The organism is Cypionkella sp. PAMC25878, assembly GCF_058135695.1.
In genome coordinates, this window is record NZ_CM176871.1 from 4,338,784 (window position 1) to 4,354,638 (window position 15,855).

Consider the following 15,855-nt stretch of genomic DNA (forward strand, 5'->3'; position numbering starts at 1 on the left):
TCCCGCAAGCGACAATTCCCGAAGGGCCGCGCCATGAAATTCACCCTGTCTTGGTTGAAAGATCACCTCGAAACCTCGTCCAGCTTGGACGATATCCTCTACGCCCTCACCGATCTGGGGCTTGAGGTTGAGGAGGTGGTCAACCCGCTGGCCAAACTCGCGCCCTTCACCATCGCAAAAGTGCTGCACGCCGAAAAGCATCCCGATGCCGACAAGCTGCAAGTCTGCCGTGTTATGACGGATGAGGGCGAAAAGCAGATTGTCTGCGGCGCGCCCAACGCCCGCGCCGGCATCACTGTGGTTTTGTGCAAACCCGGCGACTATGTGCCCGGCATCGACGTGACGCTGGGTATCGGCAAAATCCGTGGCGTCGAATCGCATGGCATGATGGCATCCGAGCGTGAGTTGGAGCTTTCTGATGAGCATAACGGCATTATTGAGCTGCCCTCGGGCGAGGTTGGCGAGAAATTCACCGATTGGCTGGCGATAAACCGCCCCAGTCTGGCAGATCCGATGATCCACGTCAAAGTCACCCCCAACCGCCCCGATGCTCTGGGCGTGCGCGGCATTGCCCGCGATCTCGCGGCGCGGGGTTTGGGCACGTTGAAGGCTCTGACAATTCCGGTGATCAAAGGAGGCTTTGCTTCCCCAGTGCAGGTGGAAATCTCCGCCGATCTCAAAGCCAAAGGCTGCCCACATTTCGCAGGTCGCACCATTCGCGGCGTCACCAACGGCCCTTCCCCGGATTGGCTGGCCAACCGCCTGAAAGCCATCGGCCTGCGCCCGATCTCGGCTTTGGTCGATATCACCAACTACTTCACCTTCGGGCTGAACCGCCCGCTGCATGTGTTTGACGCGGCCAAAGTCCACGGCAAGCTGCGCGTGCATGCCGCCCAAGGTGGTGAGCAATTCGCAGCGCTCGACGGTAAAACCTACACCTTGCGCGCAGGCCAGATGTCAATTTCCGACGATCAGGGCGTAGAGAGCCTCGCCGGGATCATGGGCGGTGAAGTCTCAGGCTGCACTCCGGAAACCCGTGATGTGTTCCTCGAATCCGCATGGTGGGATCCGATCACCGTCGCCGCCACCGGCCGCGCACTGAAGATCAACTCGGATGCCCGGTATCGGTTTGAGCGTGGCGTGGACCCGGCTTTCACCCTGCCGGGGCTGGATTTGGCCACCCAAATGATCCTCGATCTCTGCGGTGGCGAAGCCAGCGACATCGCCCTAGACGGTGCTCCGATCGACGCAGCCCGCGCCTATAAACTGAACCCCGCGCGGGTTATCAGCCTTGTCGGCATGGATATCCCTGAGGCTGAGCAGCGCAAGACCTTGGAATCGCTTGGCTTCACCCTGAAAGGTGATATGGCTACTCCGCCGTCTTGGCGCCCGGATGTGCTGGGGGAGGCTGATCTGATCGAGGAGGTCGCCCGCATCGCATCGCTGTCGAAACTGCAAGGCAAGCCGCTGCCCCGCGCGATTCCCGGCGTGCCGCGCCCGATCCTGACGCCGCTACAGGTCCGCGAGCGCACCGCGCGCCGCACCATCGCGGCCTTGGGCTACAACGAATGCGTCACCTACAGCTTCATCGACCAAGCCTCTGCTGCGCTGTTCGGTGGCGGCGCGGATGCCGTCCGCGTCGATAACCCGATCTCGTCGGAAATGTCGCATCTGCGCCCCGATCTGCTGCCGGGCCTGCTGCGCGCAGCCAGCCGCAACCAAGCCCGCGGCTTTGCCGATATGGCGCTGTTTGAGGTCGGCCCCGCCTTTCAAGGCGGCGAACCCGGCGAGCAGCATCTGCAAGCCACGGGTCTGCTGATCGGCCAATCCGGCCCGCGTGATCCCTACGGCAGCCGCCGTGCCGTTGATGTGTTCGACGCGAAAGCCGATGCCGAGGCGGCGCTGGCCGCCATCGGCGCCCCGGCGCGTGTGCAGATCAGCCGGAAGGTCGCGGCGTGGTGGCATCCCGGCCGCTCTGGCGTGATCGGTCTGGGGCCGAATGTGATGGCAAGTTTTGGCGAGGTTCACCCGAAGGTGCTGGCCGAGATGGGTGTCAAAGGCCCCGCCGTGGCCTTCACCATTCTGCTCGCCAATGTGCCAATGCCCAAGGTGAAAACGCCGACGAAACCGGCGCTGGCTCTGTCTGATCTACAAGCGGTAGATCGTGATTTCGCCTTCGTCGTCGATAAGAGGATTGAGGCCTTGACGGCCGTAAACGCCGCTATTGGGGCCGACAAAACTCTGATCGAGTCCGTGCGGGTGTTCGACCAGTTCACCGGCGAAAAAGCCGAGGCGCAAATGGGCGTTGGCAAAAAGTCCATCGCTTTTACGGTGCGCTTGCAGCCCAACGACAAAACCTTGACCGAAGTCGATATCGAAGCGGTTTCCGCCAAGATCATCGAAAAAGTCAGCAAGGCCACAGGCGGCAGCCTGCGCGGCTAAAGCGATGAGCGCGGGGCGTTATCCGCCACGCCTCAGCACCTAGGACTCATAGATAAAGCACCGATTCAATACGATGTTTTTCGTGTAATCGGTGCATTAACCTTGCACCTAGGGCTTCCTGCGCCAAGTACCAAACCAAGCGCCAATCCGGCCAAAGAACCCGCCTGCCCTTGCCTTGGCAGCCCCAGCTTGCGCCTCAACACCGTCCCAAGTCTCGCCGACTTCAGCCACCGCAGGCTCCACCATCCGCTCCCAAAACTGCAACCACATCCGGCGCAACATGAACACCCCGAACGCCAAAGCCAGCAGCACGATGATGTTCACATAGGGGATAATCCGCACGTCGGGCTCGGCGACTTCCTTCACCGCAACCGCATTCGGATAGATCGACAGCCACGCCAGCCGCCAGCCATAATGCGTCACCGATACCCATTTCGGCGCGGCCTCTGCCGATTTCAGGTTGCCTGCCTCGGCTTGGAGGTTGGAACTATCGTATTTGAAATAGGGCGGCCAGATCCAGCCGGTATCCTCGTTGCGGTAAACAATTACATGTCCATCTGGGAAAGCAGCCTCAACAAAGCGGATATCTCGCGTCACCGTGTTTTCGCCGGTGCCCACATCAGGCGAGGCATAGGCCCAAGAATTTTCCGAACCTACCGTGGTCAGACGATTGTAAGTATTTGTAATTCTGACAATATCATGCTGCGGCAGCGTGTAATGCAGAAAGCCGCCCACCACGAGCACAACCAGAATTCGGAAGCTCCACTTCACATAGGTCCACATTCTGGTCTCTCCTTACTGATAGTTAACGAAATACACGGTCGCGCTGACCACCACCGCAGGGATGATGTAAACCAACCACAACAGCCGATGCCGCAGACCCTTTTGATACGCCTGCATCCCTGCCTCGATATAGGCATCGCGGTCGCCCTCTATACCCCCGGCGTCGAATTTCTTTTCCAGTTTTTCGCGCCGAACCGAGCGGGAATAGATCGAAACCAGTATGTAAACCACGGATAACAGGACGAATCCCAGAATCGCCGCCCGCAAGATGCCGATCATGTCCGCCCCCCCAAACCTGCGCCCCTCGTAACAGCACCCCAAGGTCCAACCGCCGCGCCGAGATCGCGCGCAGGCTTCGGCTCGGGCCGATGCCGATTGTCCATCGACGGCTCGGGCCCAAACAACGCCTCGCGCGCACCCTGCGCATCGACCTTATACTCGCGTTCCAGAAAATCCGCGACATATTGGCGCTTGCGATCCGACCATGTGGCATATTGCGCGTAGAACAATTCCTTATGCACAATGAACATTTGGCGCACATCCATTGGCGCCAGTTCCGACAGCAGCATATTAACCAAGTCTCGCTCCACCCCAGCCGAAGCCCGCAGGGTGTAGAAGTAGGCTTTGTGTTCCGAAGTGATTCGCGGCCAATCCCCCGCGCCTTCCACCCAGCGCAGAAGCTGCGCCAAACCCAAGAATTCCTCGGGCAAAGCATCGCCCAAACGGTAGGCAATCTTGCGCAAATCCGTTCGCCGCGCGTCGCCAATTTCAAGATCCAACGCCTCGGCGGCATCGACCAAAACGAAGTCCATCTTCTGTCGCAGCACCGCCGCGGCATCCATGCCGCGCGCCTGCACGATGGGCTCCACCAGTCCGTTGCGCTCCAGCCACTCGGCAATCGCATTGCGCTGGGTCAGATCCATCAGTGGAGAAATCTGCATATTTCCAATGGTTTGGCGCGGCTCTGTACTGACCACTCCGGGGAATTTCACGTCGCGAAACACATAGAGCCCGCCGAAATGGCTGGTCCAGAAACTGGGCTGCTGGAAGGTCATCGCAGGCAGATTGATCGGCACCCGCGTCACATCACCGGTCTTTTTCGCCAGTTCAATCATCTCGGCCATCAGCAGATCATCGCGCCACCCGTCGGGTTCTTGGCGGAAACGGTCGATCAGTTTGGCGAGTTTGCTGGCATCGGCGACATGGCCGCCGATGGTGTCGGCCTCTACGGTGATCTGTCGAATTTCCAGCAGCTTCGCGGGGTTCGCGATTTCATAGACTGAGTTTTGCAACTCCCCAGCCACCGCATCCCGCGCGGTGAGGGCGAAAAGCTGTGACTCATTGGCGTCGATGAACTGCTGCAAAATCCCGCGCGCGGTCGAGAATTTCATGTTTAGCAGGGGTGCGGATTTTTGACTGGTGGTCAGCAGGATGAATTGGCGATTACAGCCGTTGGGATTCAGATAGAGATCATCCCCCAATTCATCACCGATTTCCGGCGAATAGCCCGAGATGTCGATATGGAAATCCTTTAGCATTGATTGTTTGCCGATCAGATGCTTGAGCGCGCGATTATAGCGCTCGACCAGTTGCGGCGAGGAAACCTCAATCAGATTGCCGAACATCAGGCCTTTTTCGATGAGGCGTCTCATTTACGCCTTCCCCTCCAGATATCGTCGCTTTGCTTCTTCCTGCCGTTTGAAATCGCGCACCATGCCCTCAATCGCAACTTCATCCGATTTATCAGCATAGCGGAATTCGCTATCAGCGTAGCGGTTGATTTCTTGGATCACCATCTCGACAGTAATCGGCGTAGTCAGCCCCTTAATCATCATCAGTTTTTCGTCATAGGATTTTAACAGGAACAGATCGGGGGTCTCCATCCATTCATTCGGCAATTCAAAATCCATCGCGCGCACTTTGACGGCATCGGTGATGTTCTTAATCGCGCGACCGGTAAAGCGGTCATCTGCTTGCTGAATTGCTTTTAGGTAGGTCCCGAGTTTTGTCAAAGTATCCAAAGAGCCTATATCACGCTGAACCTTATCCCAAACCTTTAGCAGACCGTCTTCATGCGGCTTGGAATAACCCTCAAAACTGGCAGTCACAGCGCGTTTAATCTCTTGGGCAGCGAACAGATCGTGGCTACCGACTGGAATCGCGTGGTTTTCACCCAATAGCAGCGAAAGGATGTCGATATAATCCTCACGACTTTGCGGGCCATCGACCAGAAAACGCGCGCCTGCGCGTTGCCGCAAGGCATCATCGACGTTCTCTGGGTAATTTGAAAACATCCCGAAAGTACAATTTCCGCGCACCACAGTATTGGCCCCAGCAAAAGCGCCCATGAATACTGCCGTTACTTCCTGCTGACCTGCCGAAGATTGGCGGTCGCCGCGCTTCCCAGCGACCTGATCAATGTCGTCGATGGTGCCAAAGGCTATCACGCCGGGGTCCAAGACGTTATCAATAAACGCTTTGGCGTTTTGGCCGGATTTCCCCTGATACGAGTCGATCTGGTCGATTGAGAAATTTTGATAGCGGAATGGATAGCCTGCGGTCTTGCAATAGTCATTCAGCAAACCAGCCATCATTTGGATCAGCGTGGTTTTCCCCGTGCCGGGTTTACCATCGCCCATGAAGGTAAAGATAAATCCGCCCAACTCGGCAAAGGGATTGAGTTTTCGTTCAAAGTCATAGGCCATCAACATTTTAGCCAACCGAAGGCTTTGATATTTAGCGATGTGATTGCCGACCACTTCCGAGGGCTTCTTGAATTGCATCGTCAAAGCGCTGCCTTTGGCCGCGCGCGCGGGCTTGAACCCCGCAATCGACAACGCATCCGCCTCAACGCGCCAAGCGCCGCTGGTAAACGCCTGCAAACGGGGTGCCGCTTCGGCGCGCAGGGCGACGCGTTGCATCAGTGCCTCACAAAACGCGCCAATCACTGCGATCAGACGGAGTTCATCACTGGCGAGAAGGGCTACGTCCTGATCCAACTCCCACAACGCGCCTTGCAGGGCCAAGAGGGCGTTGTCGGTCAAGATTTCCTCGACTGCGCCAACCTCCACTGTCGTCGAACCCATTGATGAAGCGAGCAAAAATGCCGTGGCGTTGGCAAAGGTGTACAGTGTCGCCAGCGCCTCAGCAGCCAGCAATTCGGTGAACTCGACGCGCTTGCCTTCAGGCAGACGGCCCTCAAGATTGGCCTTTTTCAACTCGGCCAGCCCGGATTGCGCCGAAAAAGTTTCCGCCATCGCCAGCGCAACACCAAGACCCCGCCGCAAGCCATGCAGGGCTGCAGCTTGCACCGGGGAGACCAGACCATCGCCCAAGCTTTCGACGCGTTCCAGCAGACGGACGCCACCGGGGCGGGCAGTGCTGCGCGTCACCATACCGGGGGTGGTGGAGCGGAACATGGGGCGCGTGCCGATGCCGGGCGAGCGTTCGGTTTTCGCCTCAGCCATCGCCTTGGCCAAACGCGGAGCATGATCGAATCCAGTCAACAGGGCCAGCGCCGCATCATATTGTGCACGGATGGTTTCTTCCCGCAGTTCCATCGTATCGCGCGCGCCGGTCATCCTATCTCCAATCTCTATTTATTCAAACACTTAAGCATGGCTTCATCGCGCAGGCATGATGCGGTCGCCCGCGCCCACCACAAATTTCCGCACCTCGCGAAAGCCCGGTGGGTTCAGATCGGCGAGAACCTGATACGGTCGCTCGGGCAAGATCACCATGCGTTCGATCCGCGTCGCCCCGCTGTCGCTGGCGATCCGGTCCAGCTTGTAAACCTGCCGCTCGGCGCTGGAGAACCAGCCGTCCTTGACCTCTTCCTCTCGGTCGGAAATCAGATCTTCCACCGTCCAGACCAGCGCCCAATCGTCACCATCCGGTGCGTTGGCGTCGGCCAGCACCTGCGCAATCGGGCCGGATTGCAGGGTGAAATCATGGCTGTGCATCGGGCCAAGCGTGATGCGGCGCAGGCGTTTGGGGTGCAAGCCCGCGAAATCCTTATCGAAGCCTTGCGCGATGGTAAGCAGCTTCAACCCCAGCGCCGATTGCGCCATCAAATGCGCCTGCGCCATCGGCCAGCGGCGATCATCATTCGGCAGGGGCTTTTTGCCGCTGTCTTCGACATCCATCAGGTAAACCACGGGCAGATTGGCTTGCGTGTCATAGACCGCCCAGTGCAGCAGGAAATGCTTACGCTCGGCGCCGTCGCGGTGAACGTCTTCGATCCATTGGCAATCGGGGTCGTTGCGCGGCCAGAAGATGCCGCCAGTGGCGAGGGATTCGTAGTAAAGCCGCTGGCTTAGCGCGAATTGCAACTGGATCGGCACGGTCAGGTCGCGCACAATCTGGCGCACCATGCGGTCTTTCAGCTCGGTTTCCGAGGCCATGCCGCCGAGGTGTTTTTGCACCTGAGCCGCGTCCAGCGCCATCATCATCAGTTCTTGCGCCACCGGAAAGCCGGATTCGTGGCGATCAAACGTCAGGCGAGCCGCACCTTCCGCCCGGCCCGTCATCAGGTATTTGTAGTTCAGCGCCTTGAACGTGCCGGTCAACGCCGCAAGGTAGCGGCCCAGAATGCGAGCTTCGGTGCGGGTCAGACGGCCTTCGGCCTCGACCTCTCCCGCGACGCGGACGAGGTGGCGGGTGATCCGCTCAAACTTGGCAAAATAGCGCCGCGCTGTGCGCGTGTCGTAGAGTTCTTGGTGGTCGTCAGTGAGTTGCTGTTTGACAGTCGGTTCAGCCATTTGCATCCCCTGCCGTTTGCACAGGGTAGGCTGCTAGCGCCTTTCTGTGCAGCCACCCGTAAGGCCCGTGGCGCCGCGCATTCATTAGGAATCGATCACTGGCAAGCGACCTTCCCATGCGACGACCCACAGATAATCCCGTCAGCAACTGAATCAACTCCAAATATTTCCAAAACAAGAATCCGGCCAATGCTCCAAAATACCAAATCGCCGCAAGGGCGACAGGCACTTGAAGCGGCCAAACAAAGGTGATCCCAGCGAGGTAAGAGACTTCGCCAAATGACATTTCTGGGTGCCGATGCAACGCAATGGCAGCGATCACGATTGCAATCGGCCCCATAAGCACAGCGTAGGCGAAACTCGTCCACGCAAGGTATCGACCGTTAATGGGTTTCACTCCCCATACGCGTTCTTGTCGTGCTTCTCGACGATCTTGGCAAACCGCCGCGCGAAACGTTCATCGGCCTTGGCTTTCTGCTCCAGCACCTCGCGCGCAAAGATCATGTGGCCTTCGTGAGCTTCCAGCATATTGGCCATTTTCTGATTGGTCGCGGCCCCAATCGCGGCCATCGCCACCTGCGCCTCTTGGTCGGTTTTCACGCCGATTTCGTTGATGCGGTGGGCCACATCCTGCTGCTGGGCGGTCTTCAAACTGGCGCTCAAAGCGTCATACAAAACCACCCGCTGCTTGGTGTCCGTTTGCAACTTGTTGATCAAAACCAACTGCGTGGCGGCCTGATTGGTCAAACTATCGACCCAAGTTTTACCTTTTTCGATATACCGCTCCAGCGTCTGGCTTTTCGCCAGTTGCACCTGTTCGTCCTGCACCAAGGCATTATAACGCCCGTTCAGGCCGGCGAGTTCGGTTTCCAGCTTTGTGCGCGCACCTGCGTCCTGCTCAACGGAGATCTTATTCTCAAGCTCGATGATCTTCGGATCCATCCCGCCGACCTCGACGCGCACGGCCTCCAAGGCCATCACCGTCGCTTCACGCTCGGTCAGGGTGGCGCCAAGGTTCGCCTCGACTGTCGCCTTCTGGCCATTCAGCATATCGAGCTGGCCCTGCAACAGCCGCACGATGATGTCGGATTTGCCAATCAAATCCTGCAATTTGCTATCAATCGAGGCCGTGCGCATCCGCTCTTGCCGCATCGATTCCGATTTGGCGTTGGAAAACACGCCGATAAAACTCTCCATCCCGGTCTTCGAGCGCATCTCGTCGAAGTCCTTGGAAAACCCCGCCGTCACATCATCAAGGCCCATGATCAACTCGGCGATATTGGCGTTCATCAGGTCGGTATGCTTGTGGACATCCTCCAGCGAGGCGTTTTCGATATCGACCGAGGTGCCTGCATCCAGCTTTGCCCGCGCCGCTTCGATCCGCCCGGTGATCGCGGAAATCTTCGCTTGTGCGGCGGCAACCTGAGTTTGGCTTTCCTTGATCTGCGTGTCGAAATCGGCCATCGAACCCTCCGTTATGAACGTCGTGCCATGATATAGGCATGTTAAGTCTAGTTACATCACTTCGGCCGGGAAAATTCGCATTGCTCCGTGCGCAGTGGCGCGGCACTCTGGCCCGATGACCGATCATGCCATCCTTGCCGCAGTCGCCGCCCGTCGCCAAGAGCTTATTGGCCTGACGCAGGATCTGATCCGTATTCCAACGCTTAATCCGCCGGGGCAGCATTATCGCTGGATCTGCGACTATCTCGCGGCGCGGTTAGAGGCCGCGGGGTTTACACTGCACTTCATCCGCGCTGTGGGCGCGCCGGGGGATAACGGCACCTTTCCGCGCTGGAACCTGATCGCGCGGATCGACTCTGGGCTGCCGGGTGATTGTGTGCATTTCAACAGCCATCACGATGTGGTCGAGGTCGGCCACGGCTGGACCCGCGATCCGTTTGGTGGGGAACTCGACGGCGATCGGATTTATGGCCGGGGCGCTTGCGATGTGAAGGGCGGCCTCGCGGCATCGGTGATCGCGATCGAGGCGTTTCTCGCCGGTGGCGCGGATTGGCGCGGCAGTATTGAGATTTCAGCGACGGCGGATGAGGAATCCGGTGGCTATGGCGGAGTAGTCTACCTCGCCCAACATGGCCATTTTGCGCATGTGGATCATGTGATCATCCCTGAGCCCTTGCACAAAGACCGTATCTGTCTGGGCCATCGTGGCGTGTGGTGGGCCGAGATTGAAACCCACGGCCGCATCGCGCATGGCTCGATGCCGTTTCTGGGTGACAGCGCCATTCGGCATATGAGCGCGGTGTTAGAGGAGATTGAGCAACGGCTTTACCCGCTACTGGCACGCAAAACAACCGCGATGCCGGTGGTGCCAGAGGGTGCGAAACAGTCCACACTGAACATCAATTCGATCCACGGGGGGGTGGCTGATCTGGCGCCCGGAGACAGCTCTTTGCCCACACCTTGCGTGGCCGATCACTGCCGGATCATCATCGACCGGCGTTATCTGATCGAGGAATATCTGGCCGATGTGAAGCAGGAAATCACCGATGTGCTGGCGCGCGTAAAAGCCCAGCGTCCGACGTTTTCCTATGAGATCAAGGATTTGTTCGAGGTGCAGTCCACGATGACAGACCTAGATGCGCCGATTGTCACCTCGACTGCCGCTGCGATTGAACGGGTGTTGGCGCAGGCGGCGGATTATGTCGTCTCCCCCGGCACCTATGACCAAAAGCACATCGACCGCATTGGGCGGCTGAAGAACTGCATCGCCTATGGGCCGGGGCTGCTGCATCTGGCGCATCAACCCGATGAATGGATCGGCGTGCAGGATATGGAGGACAGCGCAAAGGTGATGTCGTTGGTTCTGCTCGACTTGCTGGCGACTTAACTCGACATTACCCCGACCACCCCGGCGCTTGCCGCTAAACCGGAATGTTGTCGATCAGCCGCACCCCGTCCAGCCAAGCGGCAGCCAACATCCGGCGGGGCCGCTGCATGTCATCCGAGGGCATCAACGTCTCGGCATCGCGCAATTCGATATATTCCACCCGCTCAAACCCCGCATGCCGCAGCGTTTCTGCCGCCTCGCGGATCGCCATCCGGTCAGACTGCCCGGCGCGAATATCCTCTGCTGCCGCAGAGATTGCGGCATAAAGCACCCCCGCAATCGCGCGGCCCTCGGGCGTCAGGCGGCTGTTGCGGGAAGACATGGCAAGCCCGTCCGCCTCACGAATGGTCTCGCAGCCGACAATGGTGATCGGCACATTCAAATCGCGCACCAACTGCAGCACGACCTGCAATTGTTGCCAATCTTTTTGGCCAAAATAACCTCTGTCGGCCATGGTCATGCCGAAAAGTTTTGTGACCACGGTCGCCACGCCGTCAAAATGCCCCGGACGCATCCGGCCCTCCAAAGGTTCGGACACGCCGCCGACCGAAACGGTCGAGGTGAAGCCGTCAGGGTAAACCTCTGCCGGTTCCGGCGCAAAGATCACATCAACACCCACCGTTTGCAGCAAAGCCGCATCGGCTGCCTCTGTCCGAGGATATTTCTTCAGATCATCCGGGTTGTTGAATTGCTTGGGGTTGACGAAAATCGTCACGATCACCCGCTGACATTCCGCCTTCGCCGCGCGGGCCAAAGACAAATGCCCGTCATGCAAGGCCCCCATCGTCGGCACAACGCCCACGACCTCGCCCGCAGCTTTCCACCCGCGCACCAAGATGCGCATATCTGCGACAGTCCGAATGATCTGCATCAAGACTGCTTGCCTTTCGCTACATCGGCAAAGGAATGTTCCTCGGCCGGAAATGTCCGCGCCCGCACCTCTGCCGCATACTCTGCAATCGCGTCGGAGGCCAAACCGCCTAGATCCGCATAGCGCTTGACGAATTTTGGACGAAATTCGGTGAAAAAGCCAAGCATATCATCAACCACCAGTACCTGCCCATCGCAGGCTACCCCCGCCCCAATGCCAATCGTCGGGATGCTCAACCGCTGCGTGATCCGTGCCGCCAGCCCCACTGGGATCTTTTCTAACACCACCGAAAACGCGCCCGCAGCCTCAATCGCCAGCGCATCTTCCATCACACCGTCAGCTTCACCCTCACGGCCGACCACCTTGTAGCCGCCCAGAGTGTTCACCGATTGTGGCGTCAGGCCAATATGCGCCTGCACCGGAATCCCGCGCTTGGTCAGAAACGCGATGGTTTCCGCCATATGCACGCCGCCCTCCAGCTTGACACAAGGGGCACCCGTCTCGGCCATCAGACGCGCGGCATTGCGGTAAGCCTGTTGCGGGCTTTCCTCGTAACTGCCGAATGGCATATCGATCACGGCCATGGCTTTTTGCAGACCGCGCACGACGGAGCGGCCATGCAGGATCATCATTTCCATCGTCACGCCAATCGTGCTGGGCATCCCATGCAGCACCATGCCGACAGAATCGCCAACCAGCGCCATATCGCAATGCGCATCGACCAATCGCGCCACCGGAGTGGTATAGGCGGTCAGCACCACCAAGGGAGCCTGCCCCTTACGGGCACGAATATCGGGCGGCAGCACCGGACGAACGGGGGAGGTTGCACTCATCTGATCGGCTCCGCGATAACTTTGTGCCAATCATATGGGCACAAGCCAAAGCGGACAGCAAGATTATTACGCTGCATTGCAGCGGCAATCTGGCTTGACGCCGCCATGATCTGCGGGCGCTATGCGGGTTAAGCAAACCCAGAGGCGCTAATGTCGAACATTGAACGCGTGACCCGTGACAGTATCCAACCCGAAATCACCCGCCCGGACCCGTCGCGGATCGTGACGGGCGATCCTGTCCACACCACTTGGAACATCGAAGATCGCGATGGGCTTTATTGTGGGCTCTGGCAATCCACTCCCGGCACATGGCGGATCAGCTATGTTGAATGGGAATATGTCTATATTCATTCCGGCCATTCGGTGCTGACCGACGCGGGCGGCCCCACGACCGTGTTGAAAGCCGGGGACAGCTATATCATCCGCCCCGGATTTTCCGGCACTTGGGAAGTGATAGAGACCACCCTGAAAGACTATGTGATCAAAGCCTAAAGCAAAACGGCCCCGCAGTTTTGCGGGGCCGTTTGATACGCATGCTTGGCGATCAACCGTTGCTCGTCGTCCCGTCAGCCGACGCCAGTTCCGGCAACGGTGGGCAATCTGCCTCGTCAATGCCTTTGCGCTTACAAACAGACAGCCGCTTTTTCTCTGCCTTAGCCGCGTTCTTCGCATCAAGCTCGGCTTGCTTTGTGGCAGCGGCAGCCTTGGCGGCCTCTTGCTCAACCAACATCTGCTCATCTTGCGGCTTGCGCGCGATGTTCTCGGGCGTTTCCGGCACAGCACGGCCCCAAGCGTCATCCATATAAGGGCCCTCGATGGCGAGGCTTTCTTCCAGCGAGCGCACCTTCACCCGCGTGCCCAAGTCGATGCGGTCGTACAGATCCATCGCGTCTTGGTTGAACAGGCGAATACAGCCCGCCGAAGTGGCATGACCGATGGTCTCATTCTGGATGGTGCCGTGAATGCGGAACATCGAGTCGCGACCGCCGCGATAGAGATACATCGCCCGCGCGCCCAACGGGTTTTCGAGCCCGCCTGCGCGACCGCCGGCATATTCGGCGTAAAGGTCAGGCCGGGTGCGGATCATATTCGCGGTCGGCTGCCAAGACGGCCATTTCGCCTTGCGCCCGATCACGCCCGAACCACGGAACGACAGACCTTCACGCCCCACCGCAATAGCATAACGCAACGCCCGACCGTTTTCTTGCACAAGAAACAGCTTGCGCGCGAAAGTGTCGATCACAATCGTGCCCGGCGCATCATCGGCGGTATACTCCACCTCGGCACGGGCGCGATCTGCCGACAACAGCTCGGCATCGACGGGCTGAATATAGAAACCTTCGTCCTCAACCCCTTCATACCCGGGCACCACCATAGGCGTCACGGACTTCGGTGTCGGAGTGCCGCAAGCGGCAAGCAGGCTAAGCGACAATACGCCAATAAGGCGAAAAATGGGGCTGTTCACGGGGCAGAGACTCGGCTGTGAGGAAAATTATCTTTGCACCTAGAGCCTGCGGTTTGGCTTCCGTCAAGCCCCGTGAATTGATTGAAAATGCAAAAGGCGCGAAATCTGCCGATGCAGGGTGATTCTTTCTACCCCACGGCTGATACTTGGCCTTGGGTAGGTTATTTGGCCAGTGGAAATGCCGTAAATATTCGGGAACGCTTTTTCCTCCAATGCGTTACCTTGAAAGGATCGCTGCGCGTTGCGGCGCAAAATTGAGGGAAAGAAACCATGGGAATTGAAAGTCTTCTGATTGCTCTGCTGATCGGTGCGATTGCGGGTTGGCTTGCGGGGCAGATCGTCTCTGGCTTTGGTTATGGTCTGCTGGGCAACATCGTGATCGGCATCGTTGGTGCCTTCATCGCCGGTGCAATCCTGCCGCGCATAGGCTTTGGTCTGGGGGGCGGGATTCTGGCCGCGATCGTCCACGCGACCATCGGTGCGGTGATTTTGCTCTTCGTGATCAAACTGGTGAAACGCGCCTGAGCTAGGGCAGTTGAGCCAGCATTGAACAAAAAGGGCCGGGGAAATCCCGGCCCTTTTTGCTTTATCCCACCACGTTGAACGCAGGGCCATAAGGATATTTGGTAATATCCTCATTGCCATCTTCGGTGATGAATAAAATATCATGCTCGCGGTAGCCGCCAGCGCCGGGTTGGCCATCCGGGACCGTCAACATTGGCTCCATGCTGATCACCATACCCGGCTCCAGCACCGTGTCGATATCCTCACGCAGTTCCAGCCCAGCCTCACGGCCATAGTAATGGCTGAGCACGCCGAAGGAATGGCCGTAACCGAAGGTGCGGTATTGCAGCACCTGATGTTCCTCAAAGAAGGTGTTCAGCTTCGCCGTCACTTCCGCGCAGGACGCACCAGGTTTCAGCAGGCTGATGCCATATTCATGGGCAGCCACGTTGATCTCCCACATCCGCAGACTGGCGGGGCCGACCTCTTGCACGAACATCGTCCGTTCCAGCGCCGTGTAATATCCCGAGATCATCGGAAAGGTGTTCAGGCTGAGAATATCGCCGCGCTTCAACTTGCGGCTGGTCACCGGATTGTGTGCGCCATCGGTATTGATGCCAGACTGGAGCCACACCCAAGTGTCGCGATACTCTGCATCAGGAAAGCGCTTGGCGATCTCCAACTCCATGGCGTCTCGCCCCGCCATGGCGATGTCGAGTTCCCGCGCCCCCTCGCGCACAGCCTCGCGAATGGCAAACCCGCCAACATCGGCCACACCCGCGCCATGCCGGATCAAATCCAGCTCGGCCTGCGATTTCATCATCCGCTGTTCCATCGTGCCACGCGCAATATCAACACCGCGCTTGGGCTTGAGGAAATGGTTCAGCTTTTCCGATTGCAGCAGTGTCAGATGATCGGCCTCGCAGCCAATCACCCGGCCCTCGCCCGTCACCGACAGAATCGCGCGCCAGTAATTGTCGCGCTGCCAATCGGTATAGGTGATGTTATCGCCATGGCCGCGCCGCCACGGTTGGCCCGCATCAATGCCAGCAGAGATGGTGACGCTTTGACTCGCCGTCACCACCAAGGCGTAGGGCCGCCCAAACGAGCAATACAAAAACCCCGAATAATAGGCGATATTGTGCATCGAGGTGAACACGCAAGCCTCCACCCCATGCACCTCCATCAGATCGCGCAAGCCAGCCAGCCGCGCGTCATATTCTTCGGCGGCAAAGGGCAAAATCCGGTCGCCTTGGTGGAAACGATATTGTTCTGGACGTGTCGTCATTATCAGACCTTATGCTTGGGGTCTGGGCATGCGCCCCGAAACCCCGAAGGGTCCCGGC

At 58.5% G+C, this 15,855-nt stretch carries 14 protein-coding genes; 4 read left to right on the plus strand and 10 right to left on the minus strand.

The genetic code is table 11. The features are described from left to right. Positions 1-33 precede the first annotated feature (33 nt). The gene (pheT, locus tag ACS5RD_RS21475; RefSeq protein WP_489929056.1) at positions 34-2,442 is read left to right on the plus strand and encodes a phenylalanine--tRNA ligase subunit beta; all 2,409 of its coding nucleotides are present in this window, start codon (positions 34-36) and stop codon (positions 2,440-2,442) included. A 108-nt stretch (positions 2,443-2,550) separates the two neighbouring features. Here the strand turns inward: pheT and ACS5RD_RS21480 are convergent, their stop codons facing one another. From ACS5RD_RS21480 to ACS5RD_RS21505, 6 genes are all read right to left on the minus strand, one after another. Continuing rightward, positions 2,551-3,225 carry a DUF1523 family protein gene (locus ACS5RD_RS21480; protein WP_489929057.1) on the minus strand — a complete coding sequence of 225 codons (675 nt, stop codon included), beginning with the start codon at positions 3,223-3,225 and terminating at the stop codon, positions 2,551-2,553. 12 nt (positions 3,226-3,237) lie between these two features. Then, positions 3,238-3,504, minus strand: a complete 267-nt coding sequence (locus tag ACS5RD_RS21485; protein ID WP_489929058.1) for a hypothetical protein — start codon at positions 3,502-3,504, stop codon at positions 3,238-3,240. Then, a complete protein-coding gene (locus tag ACS5RD_RS21490) occupies positions 3,501-4,877 on the minus strand; it encodes a DUF6638 family protein (protein WP_489929059.1) in 1,377 nt (458 codons plus the stop codon). Before ACS5RD_RS21490 ends, ACS5RD_RS21485 begins: the two co-directional genes overlap by 4 nt. Continuing rightward, the gene (locus tag ACS5RD_RS21495) at positions 4,878-6,806 is read right to left on the minus strand and encodes an AAA family ATPase (protein WP_489929060.1); all 1,929 of its coding nucleotides are present in this window, start codon (positions 6,804-6,806) and stop codon (positions 4,878-4,880) included. Positions 6,807-6,848: 42 nt separating this feature from the next. Then, entirely contained in the window at positions 6,849-7,985 is a 1,137-nt protein-coding gene (locus ACS5RD_RS21500; RefSeq protein WP_489929061.1) for a hypothetical protein, read from the minus strand. Between the two features lie 393 nt (positions 7,986-8,378). Continuing rightward, positions 8,379-9,449: a hypothetical protein gene (locus tag ACS5RD_RS21505; RefSeq protein ID WP_489929062.1), complete on the minus strand. Its 1,071-nt coding sequence runs from the start codon at positions 9,447-9,449 to the stop codon at positions 8,379-8,381. A gap of 115 nt (positions 9,450-9,564) precedes the next feature. Here ACS5RD_RS21505 and ACS5RD_RS21510 point away from each other — a divergent pair, with 115 nt between their 5' ends. Continuing rightward, positions 9,565-10,836, plus strand: a complete 1,272-nt coding sequence (locus ACS5RD_RS21510; RefSeq protein ID WP_489929063.1) for an acetylornithine deacetylase/succinyl-diaminopimelate desuccinylase family protein — start codon at positions 9,565-9,567, stop codon at positions 10,834-10,836. A 34-nt stretch (positions 10,837-10,870) separates the two neighbouring features. Here the strand turns inward: ACS5RD_RS21510 and panC are convergent, their stop codons facing one another. Both panC and panB read right to left on the minus strand, forming a co-directional pair. Then, a complete protein-coding gene (gene panC / locus ACS5RD_RS21515) occupies positions 10,871-11,710 on the minus strand; it encodes a pantoate--beta-alanine ligase (RefSeq protein ID WP_489929064.1) in 840 nt (279 codons plus the stop codon). Further along, positions 11,707-12,540, minus strand: coding sequence for a 3-methyl-2-oxobutanoate hydroxymethyltransferase (panB, locus tag ACS5RD_RS21520; protein WP_489929065.1), 834 nt, complete (start codon positions 12,538-12,540; stop codon positions 11,707-11,709). The genes panC and panB overlap by 4 nt, the downstream gene beginning before the upstream one ends. 150 nt (positions 12,541-12,690) lie before the next feature. Here panB and ACS5RD_RS21525 point away from each other — a divergent pair, with 150 nt between their 5' ends. Then, a complete protein-coding gene (locus ACS5RD_RS21525) occupies positions 12,691-13,032 on the plus strand; it encodes a cupin domain-containing protein (protein ID WP_489929066.1) in 342 nt (113 codons plus the stop codon). Between the two features lie 52 nt (positions 13,033-13,084). Here the strand turns inward: ACS5RD_RS21525 and ACS5RD_RS21530 are convergent, their stop codons facing one another. Then, positions 13,085-13,915, minus strand: a complete 831-nt coding sequence (locus tag ACS5RD_RS21530; RefSeq protein WP_489929067.1) for a L,D-transpeptidase — start codon at positions 13,913-13,915, stop codon at positions 13,085-13,087. A gap of 360 nt (positions 13,916-14,275) precedes the next feature. On the opposite strand from ACS5RD_RS21530, the gene ACS5RD_RS21535 reads away from it, so the two are divergent. Beyond that, positions 14,276-14,530: a GlsB/YeaQ/YmgE family stress response membrane protein gene (locus ACS5RD_RS21535; protein ID WP_054008929.1), complete on the plus strand. Its 255-nt coding sequence runs from the start codon at positions 14,276-14,278 to the stop codon at positions 14,528-14,530. A gap of 61 nt (positions 14,531-14,591) precedes the next feature. Here ACS5RD_RS21535 and ACS5RD_RS21540 read toward each other — a convergent pair whose 3' ends face one another. Continuing rightward, a complete protein-coding gene (locus ACS5RD_RS21540; protein WP_489929068.1) occupies positions 14,592-15,797 on the minus strand; it encodes a M24 family metallopeptidase in 1,206 nt (401 codons plus the stop codon). Positions 15,798-15,855: the final 58 nt, after the last annotated feature.